Source organism: Halovulum sp. GXIMD14794, assembly GCF_054457455.1.
On sequence record NZ_JBTLNF010000002.1, the window covers coordinates 99,589 to 115,191 of the forward strand.

Sequence of the window (15,603 nt, forward strand, 5' to 3'; positions counted from 1 at the left end):
GTGTACCCACCGGCGTCCTTGCACCCCGGAGTCCAGCATATGCATCCCTTTCGCAGCCACACCTGCGCCGAGCTTACAAAAGCAGATGTCGGAAAGACCGTCCGCCTCTCCGGATGGGTCCACCGCGTGCGCGATCACGGCGGCATTCTGTTCATCGACTTGCGCGACCACTACGGCGTGACCCAAGTGCTGGCCGACCCGGACAGCGCCGCGTTCTCGGCGGTCGAGAAGGTGCGCTCGGAATGGGTGATCCGGATCGACGGCGAGGTGAAGGCCCGTGACGAGGGGCTCGTGAACCCGAACATCCCGACCGGCGAGGTCGAGGTCTTCATCCGCGATCTCGAGGTGCTGGGCGCCGCCGAGGAACTGCCGCTGCCGGTCTTCGGCGAGCAGGAGTACCCCGAGGAAACCCGCCTGCGCTATCGCTACATCGATCTGCGCCGCGAGCAGATGCAGAATAACATGACGCTGCGCTCGGACGTGGTCGCCTCGATCCGGCGGCGGATGTGGGACACCGGTTTCCGCGAGTACCAGACGCCGATCATCACCGCCTCGTCCCCCGAGGGCGCGCGTGACTTCCTGGTGCCCAGCCGTCTGCACCCGGGCAAGTTCTATGCGCTGCCGCAGGCGCCGCAGCAGTTCAAGCAGCTGATCATGGTCTCGGGCTTCGACAAGTATTTCCAGATCGCGCCCTGTTTCCGCGACGAGGATCCGCGCGCCGACCGCTCGCCGACGGACTTCTACCAGCTGGACATGGAGATGAGCTTCGTCACCCAGCAGGACGTGTTCGACACGATCCAGCCGGTTCTGAGCGGCATCTTCCAGGAGTTCGGCGGCGGCCGGAAGGTCGACGAGGACTGGCCGCTGATCAGCTACAAGGATGCTGCGCTCTGGTACGGCACCGACAAGCCGGACCTGCGCAACCCGATCAAGATGCAGGACGTGTCCGAGCATTTCCGCGGCTCGGGCTTCGCGATCTTCGCCAACCTGCTGGAGCAGGAAGGCAACGAGATCCGTGCCATCCCCGCGCCCACCGGCGGCAGCCGCAAGTTCTGCGACCGGATGAACAAGTTCGCGCAGGAGCAGGGGCTGCCCGGCATGGGCTATATCTTCTGGCGCGACAACAACGGCGAGATGGAAGCGGCTGGCCCGCTGGCCAAGAACATCGGCCCCGAGCGGACCGAGGCGATCCGGCAGCAGCTGGGTCTGAACGTCGGCGATGCGGCCTTCTTCCTGGGCGGCAAGGCTGCGGCGTTCGAGTCGGTCGCGGGGCGGGCGCGCGTGGTGATCGGCGACGAGCTGGGTCTGACCGAGCAGGACCGGTTCGCCTTCGCCTGGATCGTGGACTTCCCGATGTACGAGAAGGACCCCGAGACCGGCGCGGTGGACTTCTCGCACAACCCGTTCTCGATGCCGCAGGGCGGGCTAGAGGCGCTGGACGGCGATCCGCTCGACGTGCTGGGCTTTCAGTACGATCTGGCGTGCAACGGCTACGAGATCGTCTCTGGCGCGATCCGGAACCACAAGCCGGACATCATGTTCAAGGCATTCGAGGTCGCCGGCTACGGCGAGGACGAAGTACGCAAGCGGTTCGGCGGCATGGTCAACGCGTTCCGATTCGGTGCGCCTCCGCACGGTGGCTGCGCGGCGGGAATCGACCGTATCGTCATGCTGTTGGCGGACACCGCGAACATCCGCGAGGTCATCATGTTCCCGATGAACCAGCGCGCCGAGGACCTGATGATGCAGGCGCCGAGCGATCCCACGAACGAGCAGCTGCGCGAATTGGGCTTGCGGTTAATGCCCCGCGAGTGACGGGCAAGTTCTTGTTATGAAAAGAAAACGCGGCTCTATTCGGGCCGCGTCGTTTTTTGGAATGTGCGAGATTGCACGCCCGCTCCCGAAATATGGCTTCTTCTTTGTCTCAAATTTGGTATAAATGTGTCTACCGTCAGGGGGCTGCGGTGTAGTGAGTGTGAGTGGTTATTCAGCAGTACCCGAGGGGGATGTAAGTGGTAAATCAGTCTGAGTTGATGGATATGGCGCGGGTTTCAATCATCGGCGCCTTGGTCCTGGTTCTGGCGGGCGCCGCATGGGGGGTGACGCCGGCACCGTTCTTCTGATCGGCCGACGTCCTAGGTAGGCAGGTTGAAGACGCGGTTCGGGTAGAAATGTCCGAACTTGTAGGTGCCGAGCGCCACTGGGCGCCCGCCAACACTTGCCCAGCATTCTTCGCCATTCTCGGCGTCGGTGTTCAGCACCGGCGCCTCGTTGCCGTTCCGTAGACGCGCGAACGCGACTTGGTCGCAGCGGCATTGCGCCAGTTCGTCCAGGCCCGCCTCGAGGGGCAGCATCGCGGCCTCGATGTCCTCGGCGGTGACCTCTTCGGACCATTCGATCGCACCGTCCTCGAGGTCGAACGGCCCAGTCCAGAGCCGGCGCAGCGTCGCGGTGTGTCCGAGGCAGCCGAGCGTGCGGCCGAGGTCCCGGGCGATGGCGCGGACGTAGCCGCCCTTGCCGCAGACCATTTCCAGCACCGCAGAGTCAGCGTCGGGAGTGTCCACGAGTTCCAGCTTGTCCACATAGAGCGGGCGCGCGGCCAGTTCCGGCGCATCGCCCTTGCGGGCCAGCGCATAGGCACGCTCGCCGTCCACCTTCACCGCCGAGAAGGCGGGCGGCACCTGTTCGATGTCGCCGGTGAAACGGGGCAGCGCCTCGCGGATCTGTTCGGGGGTCGGGCGGGTCTCGGCGCGTTCGATTACCTCTCCCTCGGCGTCGTCGGTGTTGGTCGCCGCGCCCCAGTTCACGGTGAAGCGGTAGGCTTTCAGCGCGTCGGTGATGTAGGGCAGGGCCTTGGTCGCCTCGCCGAAGGCGATGACCAGCAGCCCGGTCGCCGCCGGGTCGAGCGTGCCGGCGTGCCCGGCCTTCTTCGCCTTCAGCAGCCAGCGCGCGCGGTTCACGATATCGGTCGAGGTCGGGCCCGCGGGTTTGTCCACGAGCAGCCAGCCGGTGATGTCCCGGCCCTTCTTGCGGCGTGCCATGAGATCAGTCCTCGCTGTCGTCGGCGGCGTCTTCGGCGTGGATGTCGCGCTGCACGGTCGGGTTCGACAGCAGGCGGCGGGTGTCGTCCATCTGGTCGAAGCTGCGATCCTCGACGAACTTCAGCTCGGGCGAGTATTTCAGCGTTACCGCCTTGTTGACGTGACGCCGCAGCTCTCCGCGGTTGCGGTTGAGCGCTTCGAGGACGAAGTCGACGTCGCGCCCGCCGAGCGGCAGGACGAAGACCGTCGCGTGCTTCAGGTCGGGGCTGGTGCGGACTTCGCCCACGGTGATGGACGTGCCGGCCAGGTCGGGGTCGTGCAGATCGCCGCGCGCGAAGGCGTCCGACAGCGCGCGGCGGATGATTTCGGCCACGCGCAGCTGACGCTGGCTGGGCGCGCCGCCGCTATTCGTATGTCGTGCCATGGGAATACCTCGCTTTCGGGTGATCTAGGCCAGACGGGCGGCTTTGCCAAGCGGCGAAGGCCGCGCTATGGCTTGGCCGGCTGGAATTTCGACCGAAAGGTGAGGGCATGGGCGACGCGATCAGGGTGGCGGTACTTGGGGCTGCAGGGCGCATGGGGCAGATGCTGATCCGCGCCGTGGGCGAAAGCGACCGGGCACATCTGTCCGGCGTGACCGAGCGGCCCGGCCATGACTGGATCGGCCGCGACCTGGGCGAGGCGATGGGCGGCGGTGCGCGCGGCGTTGTCGTCTCGGCGGATCCGCTGGAGGTGTTTGCCGGGGCCGATGCGGTGCTGGATTTCACCACGCCCGAAGCGACGCTGGAGAACGCCGCGCTGGCGGCGCAGGCGCGCTGCGTGCATGTCATCGGCACGACCGGCATGACCGACGCGCAGATCGCGGCGCTGAAGCCCGCGCAACGGCATGCGGTGCAGGTGCGCGCGGGGAACATGAGCCTTGGGGTGAACCTGCTGACGCTACTGACGAAGCAGGTCGCCGCCGCGCTGGACCCGGATTTCGACATCGAGGTGGTCGAAATGCACCACCGGCACAAGGTCGATGCGCCCTCGGGCACCGCGCTGATGCTGGGCGAGGCCGCCGCCGAAGGGCGGGGCGTGGCGCTGAGCGATGTCTCGGATCGCGGGCGTGACGGGCAGACCGGGGCGCGCAAGCGCGGCGACATCGGTTTCGCGGCCCTGCGCGGCGGCGACGTGGCCGGAGAGCATGACGTCATCTTTGCCGCCGATGGCGAGCGGATCGTGCTGCGGCACATCGCGACCGACAGGATGATCTTTGCGCGTGGCGCGCTGAAGGCCGCGATCTGGGGGCACGGGCGCGCGCCCGGCGGCTACGACATGATCGACGTGTTGGGCCTGCGGGGGTGATCCCCGGGCGGGCTCAGTGCGTGTCGCGCAGAATGTTGCGCAGGCTGCCTACCGCAAGGGTGAATGCCGCGCCGGTTCCGCCGCCGATGATCAGAAACTGCAGGAAGACCGATACGGCCGGTTCGATATGGAGCAGTTCGACCGTGGTGGCGAAGGCGATGGTGCCTCCGAGAATGCCGAGCACCAGGTTCAGCGTCCCGTGGACGCTGCGTTCGGGCATCAGGCCCGCTGCCATGGCTGCGCCGATCGCGCCGGCGAGAACACTCACGAAGAACATCATAACTCACACACTCCTGTGCGAAGAGGTTGGTAAGGATTGTGGTCAAAATGTGGCAAGCGAGTCATATTCGGAGGCCATGTCAGGGTCATTCGAAGATGTTGGGTTGACACGTTCAAATAATGCAATCTGTAGAGGGGTCCAGCGCACCGGAAATGTGGCTCGGATCTCCTTTTGCAAGTGCAAAAACCCGCTGCCTGGATGGTGATTCGAGGCGAAGTGAAGGCGGAAAGAGGGCTGGAAACCGGGCGTCCGGACCCGCTTCGGGTTGCGTTCGACGCCGCACGAATGGCGCATTTCGGCCCCATTGTCGGAGGATGGGCGCGCAAGCGGGTACTGGTGCTTGGGACGGGCGCCGGTCCTCTGGCCAAGGTGCTGACGGAGGCGGGCGCGGAGGCGGTGCCGCATGTTCCCGCAGCCCCCGATCCGGCCGCGGCGCGGCGCGATCTTCTGCCGTTCCCCGAGGCGAGTTTCGACCTGGTCTGGTGCGCGGCGCTGACTGCGCAGCCCATCCCGCCCGAGCGACTGCTGGCCGAAGCATCGAGAGTGCTCAAGCATCGCGGCAAGCTGCTCTATGACGCGGTGAACCGCACCTGGCTGGCACGGCTGCTGCTGGTGCGGGTGCTGCGCCGGGCGCAGCACGATCCGGCTCGGTTCCTCACTCCGGAGGAAACCGCCGAGATGCTGCGCGCCGTGGGGCTGGCGCCGCGTGGGTTGACCGGTCTGGGACCGAACCGCCTGACCATGCGCGGCGCGCCGGTCTTCGGCCCGGTCGCGGCGCTCTCGGTGGTCTATGCGGGCTGGGCCTGGGCGGACAAGCCGGGGATCTACTAGATACCCTTCAGCCCGTAGAGGTCCGAGAACTTGGTGCGCAGATAGGACAGCAGCGGCGCGGCGGTGGGGTCGTGTCCGACGGCGCGGGCGATCAGTTCGGCCGGGGGCAAGGTGTTCGCCGGGCGGTGAATGCGCTCGCCCAACCAATCGAGCACCGAGGCCAACTCACCGGCTGCGATCCGGTCGTCGAGATCGGGCAGGTCGGCGCGCAGTGCGGCGAAAAGCTCACCGGCGTAGATGTTGCCCAGGCTGTAGGTCGGGAAATAGCCGAACAGGGCTTTCGGCCAGTGGATGTCCTGCAGGACGCCCAGCCGGGGCGACGGGACGGGGACGCCGAAATCGGTCTGGAAGCCCTCGTTCCAAGCGTCCTCGAGGTCGGAGACGGCCAGTTCGCCCTCGATCATCGCGCGTTCCAGCCGGGTCCGCAGGATGACGTGGAGGTTGTAGTGCACCTCGTCCGCCTCGGTGCGGATGAATCCGGTCTCGACCCGGTTCATCGCCTGGTAGAGCGCCTGCGGATCGGCGGGCGCGGCTTCGCCGAAATGGGCGACGAGCAGCGGATGCAGGAACTCGGCGAAGGGCCGCGAGCGGGCGATCTGGTTCTCCATCATCCGGCTCTGGCTTTCGTGCACGCCCATCGAGGCGTGGGTACCGATCGGCTCGTAGAGCGTGTCCGCGGGCATGGTCTGGTTGTAGACCGCGTGCCCGGTCTCGTGGATCGTGGAGAGCAGACAGTTGAGCGGGTCGGCCTCGTCCACGCGGGTGGTGATCCGCACGTCGCCGCCGTGCCCGGCACAGAACGGGTGCTGCGCGAGGTCGATGCGTCCGGCCTCCATGTCGTAGCCGAAGACCTCGGCCACCTGCCGGGCCAGCGCCAGCTGCGAGGCGGCGGGGAACTGGCCGGCGATGGGCATCAGCGGCGCTTCCTCGGCGATGGCGGCGCGCAGTTCCGCGAGCGGGGCGCGCAGGGCCTCGAGCATCGGCATGAGCACGTCGGCGGACATGCCGGGCTCGAAATCGTCGAGCAGCGCGTCATAGGCGGACTGGCCGGGGGCAGCGTGGGCCTGGGCCTGCTCGCGTTTCAGGCTGACGATGTGCGCGAGTGCGGGGGTGAGCAGCGAGACATCCTGGCTCCGGCGGGCTGCCATCCAGGCCGAAACCCCGGCCGCGGTGGCACGGGCCAGCGCAGCCGACAGGCCCTCGGGCAGGCGTGTGGCGCGGTCGTAGGAGCGGCGGATCAGGGTTACGTTGCGCTGCGCGGCGGGCGTGAGTTCTTCGGTCCGGACCTGATCGAGCCAGTCGCCCAGACGCGGGTCCGAGGCGCGCGCGTGGATCGCCGTCGACAGCGCCGCGGCCTGCTCGCCGCGAAACTCCTCGCCCTTGGGCGGCATCATTGTTTCCTGGTCCCAGCCCAGGATCTCGTCCGCGTGCATCAGCGCAACGGTTTCGCGGGTGTGCGCGATCAGTTTCTCGTAGGCGGTCATCTTGCTCGGGTCCTCTGGCGGATTGCCGCCGAACCTATCGCCCTTGGCGCGGTCTGCAAGCTTGCACAGGCCGGTCCCGCACGGCACCCTTGTGGAAAACAGCGGCGGTGTGCGAGTCGTCACCGCGCACGAGGTATCGAACAGGACCGGTCAGGACCGGCAGGAGCTTTCCATGACCACGCTCCCCTCCGCCCTTGCGGCGATCCGCTTCGGTTTCGGGCTGCGTCCCGGCGAAGCGCCCCCCGACGGCCCGCAGGCGCTGATGAAGCAGCTGCGCGACGCACGGAAAGAGGACGGCGCCGACGCGCCCGGCCTCGCCGAGCGTATGGAGATGCTGGCCGCCAACACCGACGCGCGGAAGATGCAGCGCGAGAAGATGGCAGGCGGTGAGCTGGCGGTGAAGAACACCGGCCGTTTGATCGCCGGGACGATGACCAATGACCGCCGCCGGATGCTGGCGCGCGCGATCGACGCCGAAGACGGATTCTTCGAGCGGCTTGCCTGGTTCTGGACCGATCATTTCTCGGTCGAGGCGGCCAACCGGCGGCGCGCGCTGCTGACCCACGACATGATCGAGAGCGCGATCCGGCCGCAGATGACCCGGCGGTTCTCGGACTTGCTGATCGCGGTGACGAAGCATCCGGCGATGCTGACCTACCTGAACCAGAACCGGTCGACGGGGCCGAACTCCAAGGTCGGGCAGAAGGGCAAGCGCGGGCTCAACGAGAACCTTGCGCGCGAGATCCTGGAGCTGCACACGCTCGGCGTCGGCGCGGATTATGCGCAGACCGACGTGCGGCAGTTCGCCGAACTGCTGACCGGCCTGACGCTGGACGACGACGGCTATGCCTTCAACCCGCGCCTCGCCGAGCCGGGGGCCGAGACCTTGCTGGGCGAAAGCTATGGCGGCAAGCGCGCCAGCGAAGAGGACATCGACAGGGCGCTGACGGACCTTGCAATGCACCCCGAGACCGCGCGGCACCTGTCGCGGAAGCTTTACGTGCATTTCATCGGCGGCGCGGTGGACGAGGATGCCGTCGAGGCGTTGGCAAAGGCCTACCTTGAGGAGGACGGCAAGCTGATGCCGCTCTACCGGACGCTGGTGAACCTGCCGCAGGCGATGGAACTGCCGCTGCAGAAGGCCAAGACGCCGCTGGAGTTCACCGTCTCGGCGCTGCGGGCGCTGGACGTCTCGGGTCCCGAGGTGCTTCGGCTGAGCCGCAAGCAGTTCTCGGACGCGCTGATGATCCCGCTGATGCAGATGGGCCAGCCTTTGCTGGAGCCGACCGGGCCGGATGGCTTCCCCGAGGAGCCCGAGGCCTGGATTACCCCAGCGGGGCTGGCGGCCCGCGTCAGCTGGGCGGGCGCCCTGGCGCAGGAGCGGGCGCGGGACATGGACCCGCGAGCTTTCGTCGAGACCGCGCTGGGGCCGGTGGCCTCGGATCTTCTGGTCCGTGCGGTGGCGGGTTCCGAGACGAAACACGAGGGCGTGGCGCTGGTGCTGGCGTCGCCCGAGTTCAACCGCCGCTGAGGAGGGGCGCATGACCGATACGGATCTCAGCCGCCGCCGTTTCCTGGGCGCGAGCCTGGCGCTGGGCTGCTCGGCTGCGGCCAGCCCGTTCGTGACGCCGGTGACGCTTGCGGTGACGCCGGGCGACAACCGGCTTGTGGTCATCGTGCTGCGCGGCGCGATGGACGGGCTGGACGTGGTGCAGCCTGTGGGTGACCGCTTTCTGGCGCAGCACCGCAAGGTGCTCAGCACCGGCGAGAAGGGCGGCGCGCAGGACCTCGACGGGTTCTTCATGCTGCACAAGGGGCTGTCGGGGCTGATGCCGCTCTGGCAGGCGGGCGAGCTGAGCTTCGCTCATGCTGTCTCGACGCCCTATCGGGACAAGCGCAGCCATTTCGACGGGCAGGATCTGCTGGAGAATGGTGGCAATTCCCCGGACGGCGGGCTGACGCCGGGCCGGGATGGCTGGCTGAACCGGATGCTGTCGCTGCTGCCGGGGTCAAGCTCGGAAACCGCGTTCGCGGTGGGGCGCGAGAACCTGCTGCTGCTGTCGGGCGACGCGCCGGTCTCGGCCTGGTCTCCAGACAGCGACATGGCGCTGTCGCCGCAGGCGCAGCTGCTGCTGAACGCGATCTACCGGGACGACCCGCTGTTCCGCGAGGCGAGCGCCACGGCGATGCAACTGGCCGGGGGGCAGGAGGCCGGGATGATGAACCCGCGCCAGGCCGCGCGGGCCGAAGCGCTGGCCGGATTCGCCGCGCAGCAGTTGTCGCGCGAGGCGCGGGTGGCGGCGTTCTCGCTGAACGGCTGGGACACGCACCAGAACCAGCCCGGCGCGCTGGGCAACGCATTGAAGGAATTGCAGACGGCGATCCTGACGCTGAAACAGGGGCTTGGCCCGGCGTGGGAGAAGACCGCCGTGTTGTGCCTGACCGAGTTCGGCCGCACCGTCCGCGAGAACGGCAACCGGGGCAGCGACCATGGCACCGGCGGGGCCGCGATCTTTGCGGGCGGCGCGCTGCGCGGCCAGCAGGTGCTGGGGCAATGGCCGGGGCTGGCGCCCGAGGACCTCTACCGCGACCGCGACCTGATGCCGACGGCGGACGTGCGTCTTTACGCGGCCTGGGCGATGCGCGGGCTGTTCGGGATCGACAGGGACAAGCTGGACTCGGTGGTCTTCCCCGGCGTCGACCTGGGGCGCGACCCGAAGCTGATCGCTTGACGCCGCCCTCGGCGCATGTCTGATGGCGCGATGACCGATCTGACCGACTGGAAGGTGCCGGGGCGGCCCTTCGCCACGCTGACCGGCCGCCACGCCCGGCTCGAGCCGCTGGAGCGGCGGCACTGCGCCGCGCTGCACGTGGCCTATGCCGATGCGCCGCAGGTCTGGGATTACCTGCCCTACGGCCCGTTTCCCGATGCCGGTACCTATGCCGACTGGGCAATGGCCACGGCGGCTGCGGGCGATCCGGTGTTCTATGCGATCCACGACGCCGAGGGCCCGGCGGGCGTCGCCAGCTACCTGCGGATCACGCCGCTGGCCGGGACCATCGAGATCGGGCATCTGTGCTTTTCGCCCCGCTTGCAGCGCACCCGCGCGGCGACCGAGGCGCTGGGCCTGATGATCGGCTGGGCGGTGGATGCGGGCTATCGCCGGGTGGAATGGAAGTGCAACGCGTTGAACCTGGCCTCGCGCCGGGCGGCGCAGCGGCTGGGCTTCAGCTTCGAGGGCGTGCACCGGCAGGCGGCGGTTGTGAAGGGGCGAAACCGGGACACGGCCTGGTTCTCGATTCTCGACGGCGAGTGGCCGGCACTGCGCGAGGCGCACGCCGCCTGGCTGGCAGATGCCAACTTCGGCGCGGACAGTCGGCAGCGTGTGGCGCTGGCCGGCCAGACCGCGCCGCTGCTGGCCGCAAGGGACCCTGCGCTCTAGTCCCGGTTGTTTCGCAGCTGCGAACGCGTTGTGTCCGTTTCTATTTCGGCGACAAACTGTGAGTCTGCCGCGGAATTGTCAGGGCGGCGGCGAATGTTCATGTGTGCTCCAGACAGACAAACCGGAGGGCACCATGTCCAAGACACTTCTGATCCAATCGAGCGCGCGCCAGGCGGGCTCGGTCACCCGCCAGCTGGCAGAGAAACTCGCGGCCGGTCTCGGCAACCCCGTTACCACGCGCGACGTCAGCAACGGCCTGCCGTTCGTCAGCGAAGCCTGGGTGAGCGCGCGTGACGCCGGCGCGAGCGGCGACGTGATGGCGACCTCGAACGAACTGATCGAGGAACTGCGCGACCACGACACGATCGTGATCGCCACGCCGGTCTACAACTTCTCGATCCCCGCGACGCTGAAGGCCTGGATCGACCAGGTGGCCCGCGCGGGCGAGACCTTCCGCTACACCGCCGAGGGCCCTGAGGGCCTGCTGAAGGGCAAGAAAGCCTATGTCGTCGTCGCCTCGGGCGGCATGCCGGTCGGCAGCGCCTGGGATTACGCGACGCCCTACCTGCGCCACGTGCTGGGCTTCATCGGCATCACCGATGTCGAGATCGTCGCCGCCGACGCGCTGGGCAACGGCGCGGACAAGGTTCTGGACGCGGCGAACGCCAAGATTGCCGAGCTTACGCAGGTCGCCTGACGCGTTGACATCGTCCCTTTCGGGGCCGAAGACGGGCGCGCGCCTCGGGTAAACCGGGCGTGCGCCGTTTTCTTGTGGAGGTGTTCGATGCCAGATCCCAGCCCCGAAGCGTTTGATTTCCTGCGGACCCGCCGCTCGCGCCCGGCCAAGACGTTGCGCGCGCCCGGGCCGGATCGCGAGGCGCTGGCGCCGATCCTCGAGGCGGGGATGCGGGTGCCCGATCACGGCAAGCTGGAGCCTTGGGAACTGGTGGTGCTGGAGGGCGGTGCGCCGTCCCGGCTGGCGGGGATCGTCGAGACGGTCGGCGCGGCCTCGGGGCGCAATCCCGAGCAGGTTGCCAAGCAGGCGGCGATGTTCCGCGATGCGCCGGTGATCGTGGCGGTGGTCTCGGCACCGGTGGACAGCCCGAAAATCCCGCTGGCCGAGCAGGAGGCGTCGTCGGCCTGCGTGTGCCTGAGCGTGCTGAACGCCGCGCTGGCCTCGGGCTGGGGCGCGAACTGGTTGACCGGCTGGACGGCGACGGACCCGGCGTTCCTGAAGGAAGGGCTGGGCCTTGAGGGCGTGCAGGTCGCGGGCTGGATCGTGATCGGCACCGAGGGCGCCGCCCCGCCGGAGCGGCCGCGCCCCGACCCGGCGGCCAAGATCCGCTGGATCGACGCCTGAGGCCCGCGATGCTGGGGGACGTCTCGCGCGCGCTGGGCCAGTTGGGTGATCCGCGCTTCATGGGCGCGGTACTCAAGGCACTGGGCGTGACCATCGGGATCCTGGTCGCGGTCTCCTGGGTGCTGTTCACGCTGGGCGGCTGGCTGCTGCCCGACGTCGTGAACCTGCCCTGGATCGGCGCGGTCACATTGACCGCGGACTGGCTGAGCTGGGCCGGGATAGGCTTGCTGATCGTCGCTTCGGTGTTCCTGATGCTGCCGGTGGCCTTTGTCTGCGTCGGCTTCTTCCTCGATGATATCGTCGATGCGGTCGAGGCGAAGCACTATCCGCACCTGAGCCCCGCGCCGCGCCTGAGCATACCGGCGGCGATGCGCGAGGCGGTCAGCCTGCTGGCGCTGGTGATCCTGGTCAACGCGCTGGCGCTGGTGGTCTATCTTGTCTCGACCGTCGCCGCGCCTTTCGTCTTCTGGGCGGTGAACGGCTTCCTGCTGGGGCGGGAGTATTTCCAACTGGTGGCCGAGCGCCGCGCGGGCCGCAAGCCGGCCAGTGTGCTGCGCAAGGCGAACCGGGGGCAGGTCTGGGCGCTGGGCGTGCTGCTTGCGGTGCCGCTGAGCGTACCGGTGATCAACCTGTTCGTGCCGGTTCTGGGCGTGGCGGCCTATACACACATGTTTCACCGGGTGAACCGGAACGGGGGATGAGATGACGGACAAGGTTGCGCTAATCACGGCGGGCGGCAGCGGCATGGGCGCGGACGCGGCGCGCAGGCTGGCGACGGACGGGTTCAAGGTCGCGATCCTCAGCAGCTCCGGCAAGGGCGAGGCGCTGGCGCAGGAACTGGGCGGCGTCGGCGTCACAGGCTCGAACCGCTCGAACGAGGATCTTCAGGCGCTGGTCGACAGGGCCATGTCGGAATGGGGCCGGGTGGATGCGCTTGTGAACTCGGCCGGGCACGGGCCGAAGGGCGATGTGCTGGGGCTGAGCGATCAGGACTGGCACGACGGGATGGAGGTGTACCTGCTGAACGTGATCCGCCCCACGCGGCTGGTCACGCCGATCATGGAGGCGCAGGGCGGCGGCGCGATCGTCAACATTTCGACTTTCGCCGCGTTCGAGCCGGATCCGATGTTCCCGACCTCGGGCATCTTCCGCGCCGGGCTGGCGGGGTTCACGAAGCTCTACGCCGATAAGTATGCGGGTGCGGGTATCCGCATGAACAACGTTCTGCCGGGCTTCATCGACAGCCTGCCCGAGAAGGACGACCGCCGCGCGCGGATCCCGATGGGGCGCTATGGCAAGGCGGGCGAGGTGTCCTCGCTGATCTCGTGGCTGGTGTCGGAGGACGGGGCCTACATGACCGGGCAGAACCTGCGCATCGACGGCGGACTGACACGGTCGGTTTGAGCGGCGGGACCTTGGTTTCGCACAGGGATACGATACGGATCACCGACAATTGTTCATCTGACAGAAGGCTTGGTGATCGCATTTTGAGGTAATGAGAATGGACGATCAGGCGACCGGGCAGTGCCTTTGCGGTGCTGTGAAGTTCCGCATATCCGGAGAATTTCAGAGCTTCTTTCTTTGCCACTGCGGGCGCTGCCGCAAGGATAGCGGGTCGGCCCATTCAGCCAACCTGTTTTCGTCCACGGCGCAAATTACATGGTTGTCGGGCGATGAAAATATCAGGAAATTCCGGCTTTCGGGGTCACGACACGTGAAGTGCTTTTGCACGGAATGCGGTTCAGCGCTGCCATTTTCTCAAGCGAACGATGGTGTGCTTGTGGTGCCAGCAGGGTCACTTGATAGCCCTATCGGAATACGGCCCAACGCGCACATTTGCCTTTCTAGCCGCGCAAATTGGGACAACGATCTCGCCACCCTAGAAAGGATCGACGGACTTCCCGGTTGAACGGCCGATCCGGCCCCGCGTCTCGGGGAGCAACCGGTCGACAGGATGGCTTCGGTCTGCATTGACCGCACAATCAGCACGGCGGATCTGGGACACTCCCATACGCACACACCAAAAGCGCGACCGCAGGGATCCGGCAGATCCCTTCGGTCGCGCCGACGATGACGCTTGCGGGGCTGGTTGGCCGCTGAGAGGCTCCCGTCCCGCCTGGTCACCGCATCAAGGGCGATCAGCCCTCGTCCGTGTCGTTCGTAACGCCTTGAAGCAGCAGCATCGGGTCCTTGGGTTGCTCGGCTTCGGCGGTGGGGATCGGGGTCATGTCGGCCTGGGCCGTGGTCGCCTTTTGGCTGCCCCACATGCACTCGGCGCCGGCTGTGCCGGCGAGTGCCAGAAGGGCGGCGGTAAGAACGGCGGTCTTCATGCGCGGACTCCTCTGTCGAACTGTTTTGCGAGGATAGCACTGACGCCGCGTCTGTCCAATCACAACCGACGTGAAAGACCCGCAGAGTGGAAAGCAGAGGGGAAATCAGTAGCCCGGCGCGCGGTCCGCGTAGTGGCCCCAGATGTCCACGTCGTCGATACCGATCCAGCCCGAGTAGATCACCAGGCACAGCGGGATCCACAGGATCACCGTCACGATGGTGACCTTCAGCAGCTTGCGCTTCATGTTCAGATTCACCGGGGCGAAGGCGGGCGTCACCTCGTCGGTGGTGCCCTCGTCGCCGTGGGTGCGCAGGCCGAGGGGCAGGGCGACCAGCAGGCTCATGAACCAGATGACCGCGAACATGACGATTGCGCCGGTGATGGTCATGCCTGCTCCAGTTCTACGAGCGTGCCCGTGAAATCCTTCGGGTGCAGGAACAGCACCGGTTTGCCGTGGGCGCCGATCTTCGGCTCTCCGGTGCCGAGCACGCGGGCGCCCTGCGCCTTCAGCCGGTCACGGGCGGCGAGGATGTCGTCGACCTCGTAGCAGATGTGGTGAATCCCGCCCGAGGGGTTCTTTTCGAGGAAGCCCGCGATCGGAGAGCTCTCACCCAGCGGATAGAGCAGTTCGATCTTGGTGTTGGGCAGGGTGATGAACACGACGGTGACGCCGTGGTCGGGCTCGTCCTGCGGCGGGCCGACCTGCGCGCCGAGGGTATCGCGATACTGCGCCGAGGCGGCCTCGAGGTCCGGGACGGCGATGGCGACATGGTTCAGACGTCCGATCATGGCCGGGAATATGCGCCTTTCGCGGGGCCCTGCCAAGCAGGGCGCGGTGACGCACCCTCGGGTGCGGTTGACGTTCGGGAAAAGGCTTTGACCCGATGACGATTCCGCGCAAGGTTGCGTCAGGCAAGGCACGCGCCGGGGGGACGGGCGCGGCGAATACTCAAGGAGGAAGCGCATGACGAAGGTATCGATGACCGTGAACGGGAAGGCGGTCTCGGGCGAGGTGGAGGGACGCACGCTGCTGTCGTCCTTCCTGCGCGAGGATCTGCACCTGACCGGCACCCACATCGGCTGCGACACCAGCCAGTGCGGTGCCTGTGTCGTCCATGTGAACGGTCAGGCAGTGAAGTCCTGCACCATGTTCGCCGCCGAGGCCGAGGGCGCCGAGGTCACCACGATTGAGGGCGTTGCCGGTGCCGACGGCACCATGAGCGCCGTGCAGAGGGCGTTCCAGGAGCATCACGGCCTGCAGTGCGGGTTCTGCACGCCGGGCATGATCATGAGCGCCCATGCGCTGCTGTCCGAGAATGCCGACCCGACCGAGACCGAGATCCGGGAATACCTGGAAGGCAACATCTGCCGCTGCACCGGCTATCACAACATCGTCAAGGCGATCCAGGCGGCCGCCGCCGAGATGCGGCCCGTCGCGGCCGAGTAACGCGACCAACCGACAAGCGACCGAGGGGCGGCCCGCTC

19 protein-coding genes are annotated in these 15,603 nt (G+C 67.4%); 12 read left to right on the forward strand and 7 right to left on the reverse strand.

All coding sequences use genetic code 11. The annotated features are described in order from the left end of the window. Positions 1 to 39: 39 nt before the first annotated feature. Entirely contained in the window at positions 40 to 1,815 is a 1,776-nt protein-coding gene (aspS, locus tag ACW9UR_RS01075) for an aspartate--tRNA ligase (RefSeq protein ID WP_458915044.1), read from the forward strand. A gap of 320 nt (positions 1,816 to 2,135) precedes the next feature. Here the strand turns inward: aspS and truB are convergent, their stop codons facing one another. Further along, complete coding sequence (gene truB, locus ACW9UR_RS01080; protein WP_458915045.1) at positions 2,136 to 3,041, reverse strand: tRNA pseudouridine(55) synthase TruB; 906 nt, start codon at positions 3,039 to 3,041, stop codon at positions 2,136 to 2,138. A gap of 4 nt (positions 3,042 to 3,045) precedes the next feature. Continuing rightward, entirely contained in the window at positions 3,046 to 3,465 is a 420-nt protein-coding gene (rbfA, locus tag ACW9UR_RS01085) for a 30S ribosome-binding factor RbfA (RefSeq protein ID WP_458915046.1), read from the reverse strand. A gap of 107 nt (positions 3,466 to 3,572) precedes the next feature. On the opposite strand from rbfA, the gene dapB reads away from it, so the two are divergent. Then, the gene (gene dapB / locus ACW9UR_RS01090; protein ID WP_458915047.1) at positions 3,573 to 4,388 is read left to right on the forward strand and encodes a 4-hydroxy-tetrahydrodipicolinate reductase; all 816 of its coding nucleotides are present in this window, start codon (positions 3,573 to 3,575) and stop codon (positions 4,386 to 4,388) included. 13 nt (positions 4,389 to 4,401) lie between these two features. On the opposite strand, the gene ACW9UR_RS01095 is transcribed toward dapB, so the two are convergent. Further along, a complete protein-coding gene (locus ACW9UR_RS01095; protein ID WP_458915048.1) occupies positions 4,402 to 4,656 on the reverse strand; it encodes a hypothetical protein in 255 nt (84 codons plus the stop codon). A gap of 228 nt (positions 4,657 to 4,884) precedes the next feature. Between ACW9UR_RS01095 and ACW9UR_RS01100 the strand changes: the two genes are divergently transcribed. Then, on the forward strand, positions 4,885 to 5,499 hold the full coding sequence (locus ACW9UR_RS01100; protein WP_458915049.1) for a methyltransferase domain-containing protein: 615 nt from the start codon (positions 4,885 to 4,887) through the stop codon (positions 5,497 to 5,499). Here the strand turns inward: ACW9UR_RS01100 and ACW9UR_RS01105 are convergent. Further along, positions 5,496 to 6,983 carry a carboxypeptidase M32 gene (locus tag ACW9UR_RS01105; RefSeq protein WP_458915050.1) on the reverse strand — a complete coding sequence of 496 codons (1,488 nt, stop codon included), beginning with the start codon at positions 6,981 to 6,983 and terminating at the stop codon, positions 5,496 to 5,498. The two genes, ACW9UR_RS01100 and ACW9UR_RS01105, sit on opposite strands and share 4 nt — an antisense overlap. 172 nt (positions 6,984 to 7,155) lie before the next feature. Here ACW9UR_RS01105 and ACW9UR_RS01110 point away from each other — a divergent pair, with 172 nt between their 5' ends. From ACW9UR_RS01110 to ACW9UR_RS01145, 8 genes are all read left to right on the forward strand, one after another. Beyond that, a complete protein-coding gene (locus ACW9UR_RS01110) occupies positions 7,156 to 8,514 on the forward strand; it encodes a DUF1800 domain-containing protein (RefSeq protein ID WP_458915051.1) in 1,359 nt (452 codons plus the stop codon). Between the two features lie 10 nt (positions 8,515 to 8,524). Beyond that, positions 8,525 to 9,715 (forward strand): DUF1501 domain-containing protein, encoded by a 1,191-nt coding sequence (locus tag ACW9UR_RS01115; protein WP_458915052.1) that lies wholly within the window; start codon positions 8,525 to 8,527, stop codon positions 9,713 to 9,715. A gap of 30 nt (positions 9,716 to 9,745) precedes the next feature. Then, the gene (locus ACW9UR_RS01120; protein WP_458915053.1) at positions 9,746 to 10,426 is read left to right on the forward strand and encodes a GNAT family N-acetyltransferase; all 681 of its coding nucleotides are present in this window, start codon (positions 9,746 to 9,748) and stop codon (positions 10,424 to 10,426) included. Between the two features lie 133 nt (positions 10,427 to 10,559). Then, entirely contained in the window at positions 10,560 to 11,123 is a 564-nt protein-coding gene (locus tag ACW9UR_RS01125) for an FMN-dependent NADH-azoreductase (protein WP_458915054.1), read from the forward strand. Between the two features lie 87 nt (positions 11,124 to 11,210). After that, entirely contained in the window at positions 11,211 to 11,786 is a 576-nt protein-coding gene (locus ACW9UR_RS01130; RefSeq protein ID WP_458915055.1) for a nitroreductase family protein, read from the forward strand. 8 nt (positions 11,787 to 11,794) lie between these two features. Then, positions 11,795 to 12,487 (forward strand): EI24 domain-containing protein, encoded by a 693-nt coding sequence (locus ACW9UR_RS01135; protein ID WP_458915056.1) that lies wholly within the window; start codon positions 11,795 to 11,797, stop codon positions 12,485 to 12,487. 1 nt (position 12,488) lies between these two features. After that, positions 12,489 to 13,190 (forward strand): SDR family oxidoreductase, encoded by a 702-nt coding sequence (locus tag ACW9UR_RS01140; RefSeq protein WP_458915057.1) that lies wholly within the window; start codon positions 12,489 to 12,491, stop codon positions 13,188 to 13,190. 97 nt (positions 13,191 to 13,287) lie between these two features. Then, positions 13,288 to 13,695: a GFA family protein gene (locus ACW9UR_RS01145; RefSeq protein ID WP_458915058.1), complete on the forward strand. Its 408-nt coding sequence runs from the start codon at positions 13,288 to 13,290 to the stop codon at positions 13,693 to 13,695. Between the two features lie 229 nt (positions 13,696 to 13,924). Here ACW9UR_RS01145 and ACW9UR_RS01150 read toward each other — a convergent pair whose 3' ends face one another. The 3 genes from ACW9UR_RS01150 to mce form a co-directional block, all read right to left on the reverse strand. Next, on the reverse strand, positions 13,925 to 14,116 hold the full coding sequence (locus tag ACW9UR_RS01150; RefSeq protein WP_458915059.1) for a hypothetical protein: 192 nt from the start codon (positions 14,114 to 14,116) through the stop codon (positions 13,925 to 13,927). A 105-nt stretch (positions 14,117 to 14,221) separates the two neighbouring features. Further along, a complete protein-coding gene (locus ACW9UR_RS01155) occupies positions 14,222 to 14,506 on the reverse strand; it encodes a DUF1467 family protein (RefSeq protein WP_458915060.1) in 285 nt (94 codons plus the stop codon). Next, positions 14,503 to 14,907 carry a methylmalonyl-CoA epimerase gene (gene mce, locus ACW9UR_RS01160; protein ID WP_458915061.1) on the reverse strand — a complete coding sequence of 135 codons (405 nt, stop codon included), beginning with the start codon at positions 14,905 to 14,907 and terminating at the stop codon, positions 14,503 to 14,505. Before mce ends, ACW9UR_RS01155 begins: the two co-directional genes overlap by 4 nt. Positions 14,908 to 15,082: 175 nt before the next feature. On the opposite strand from mce, the gene ACW9UR_RS01165 reads away from it, so the two are divergent. After that, positions 15,083 to 15,565 carry a (2Fe-2S)-binding protein gene (locus ACW9UR_RS01165; protein WP_458915062.1) on the forward strand — a complete coding sequence of 161 codons (483 nt, stop codon included), beginning with the start codon at positions 15,083 to 15,085 and terminating at the stop codon, positions 15,563 to 15,565. The last annotated feature ends 38 nt before the right edge of the window (positions 15,566 to 15,603 follow it).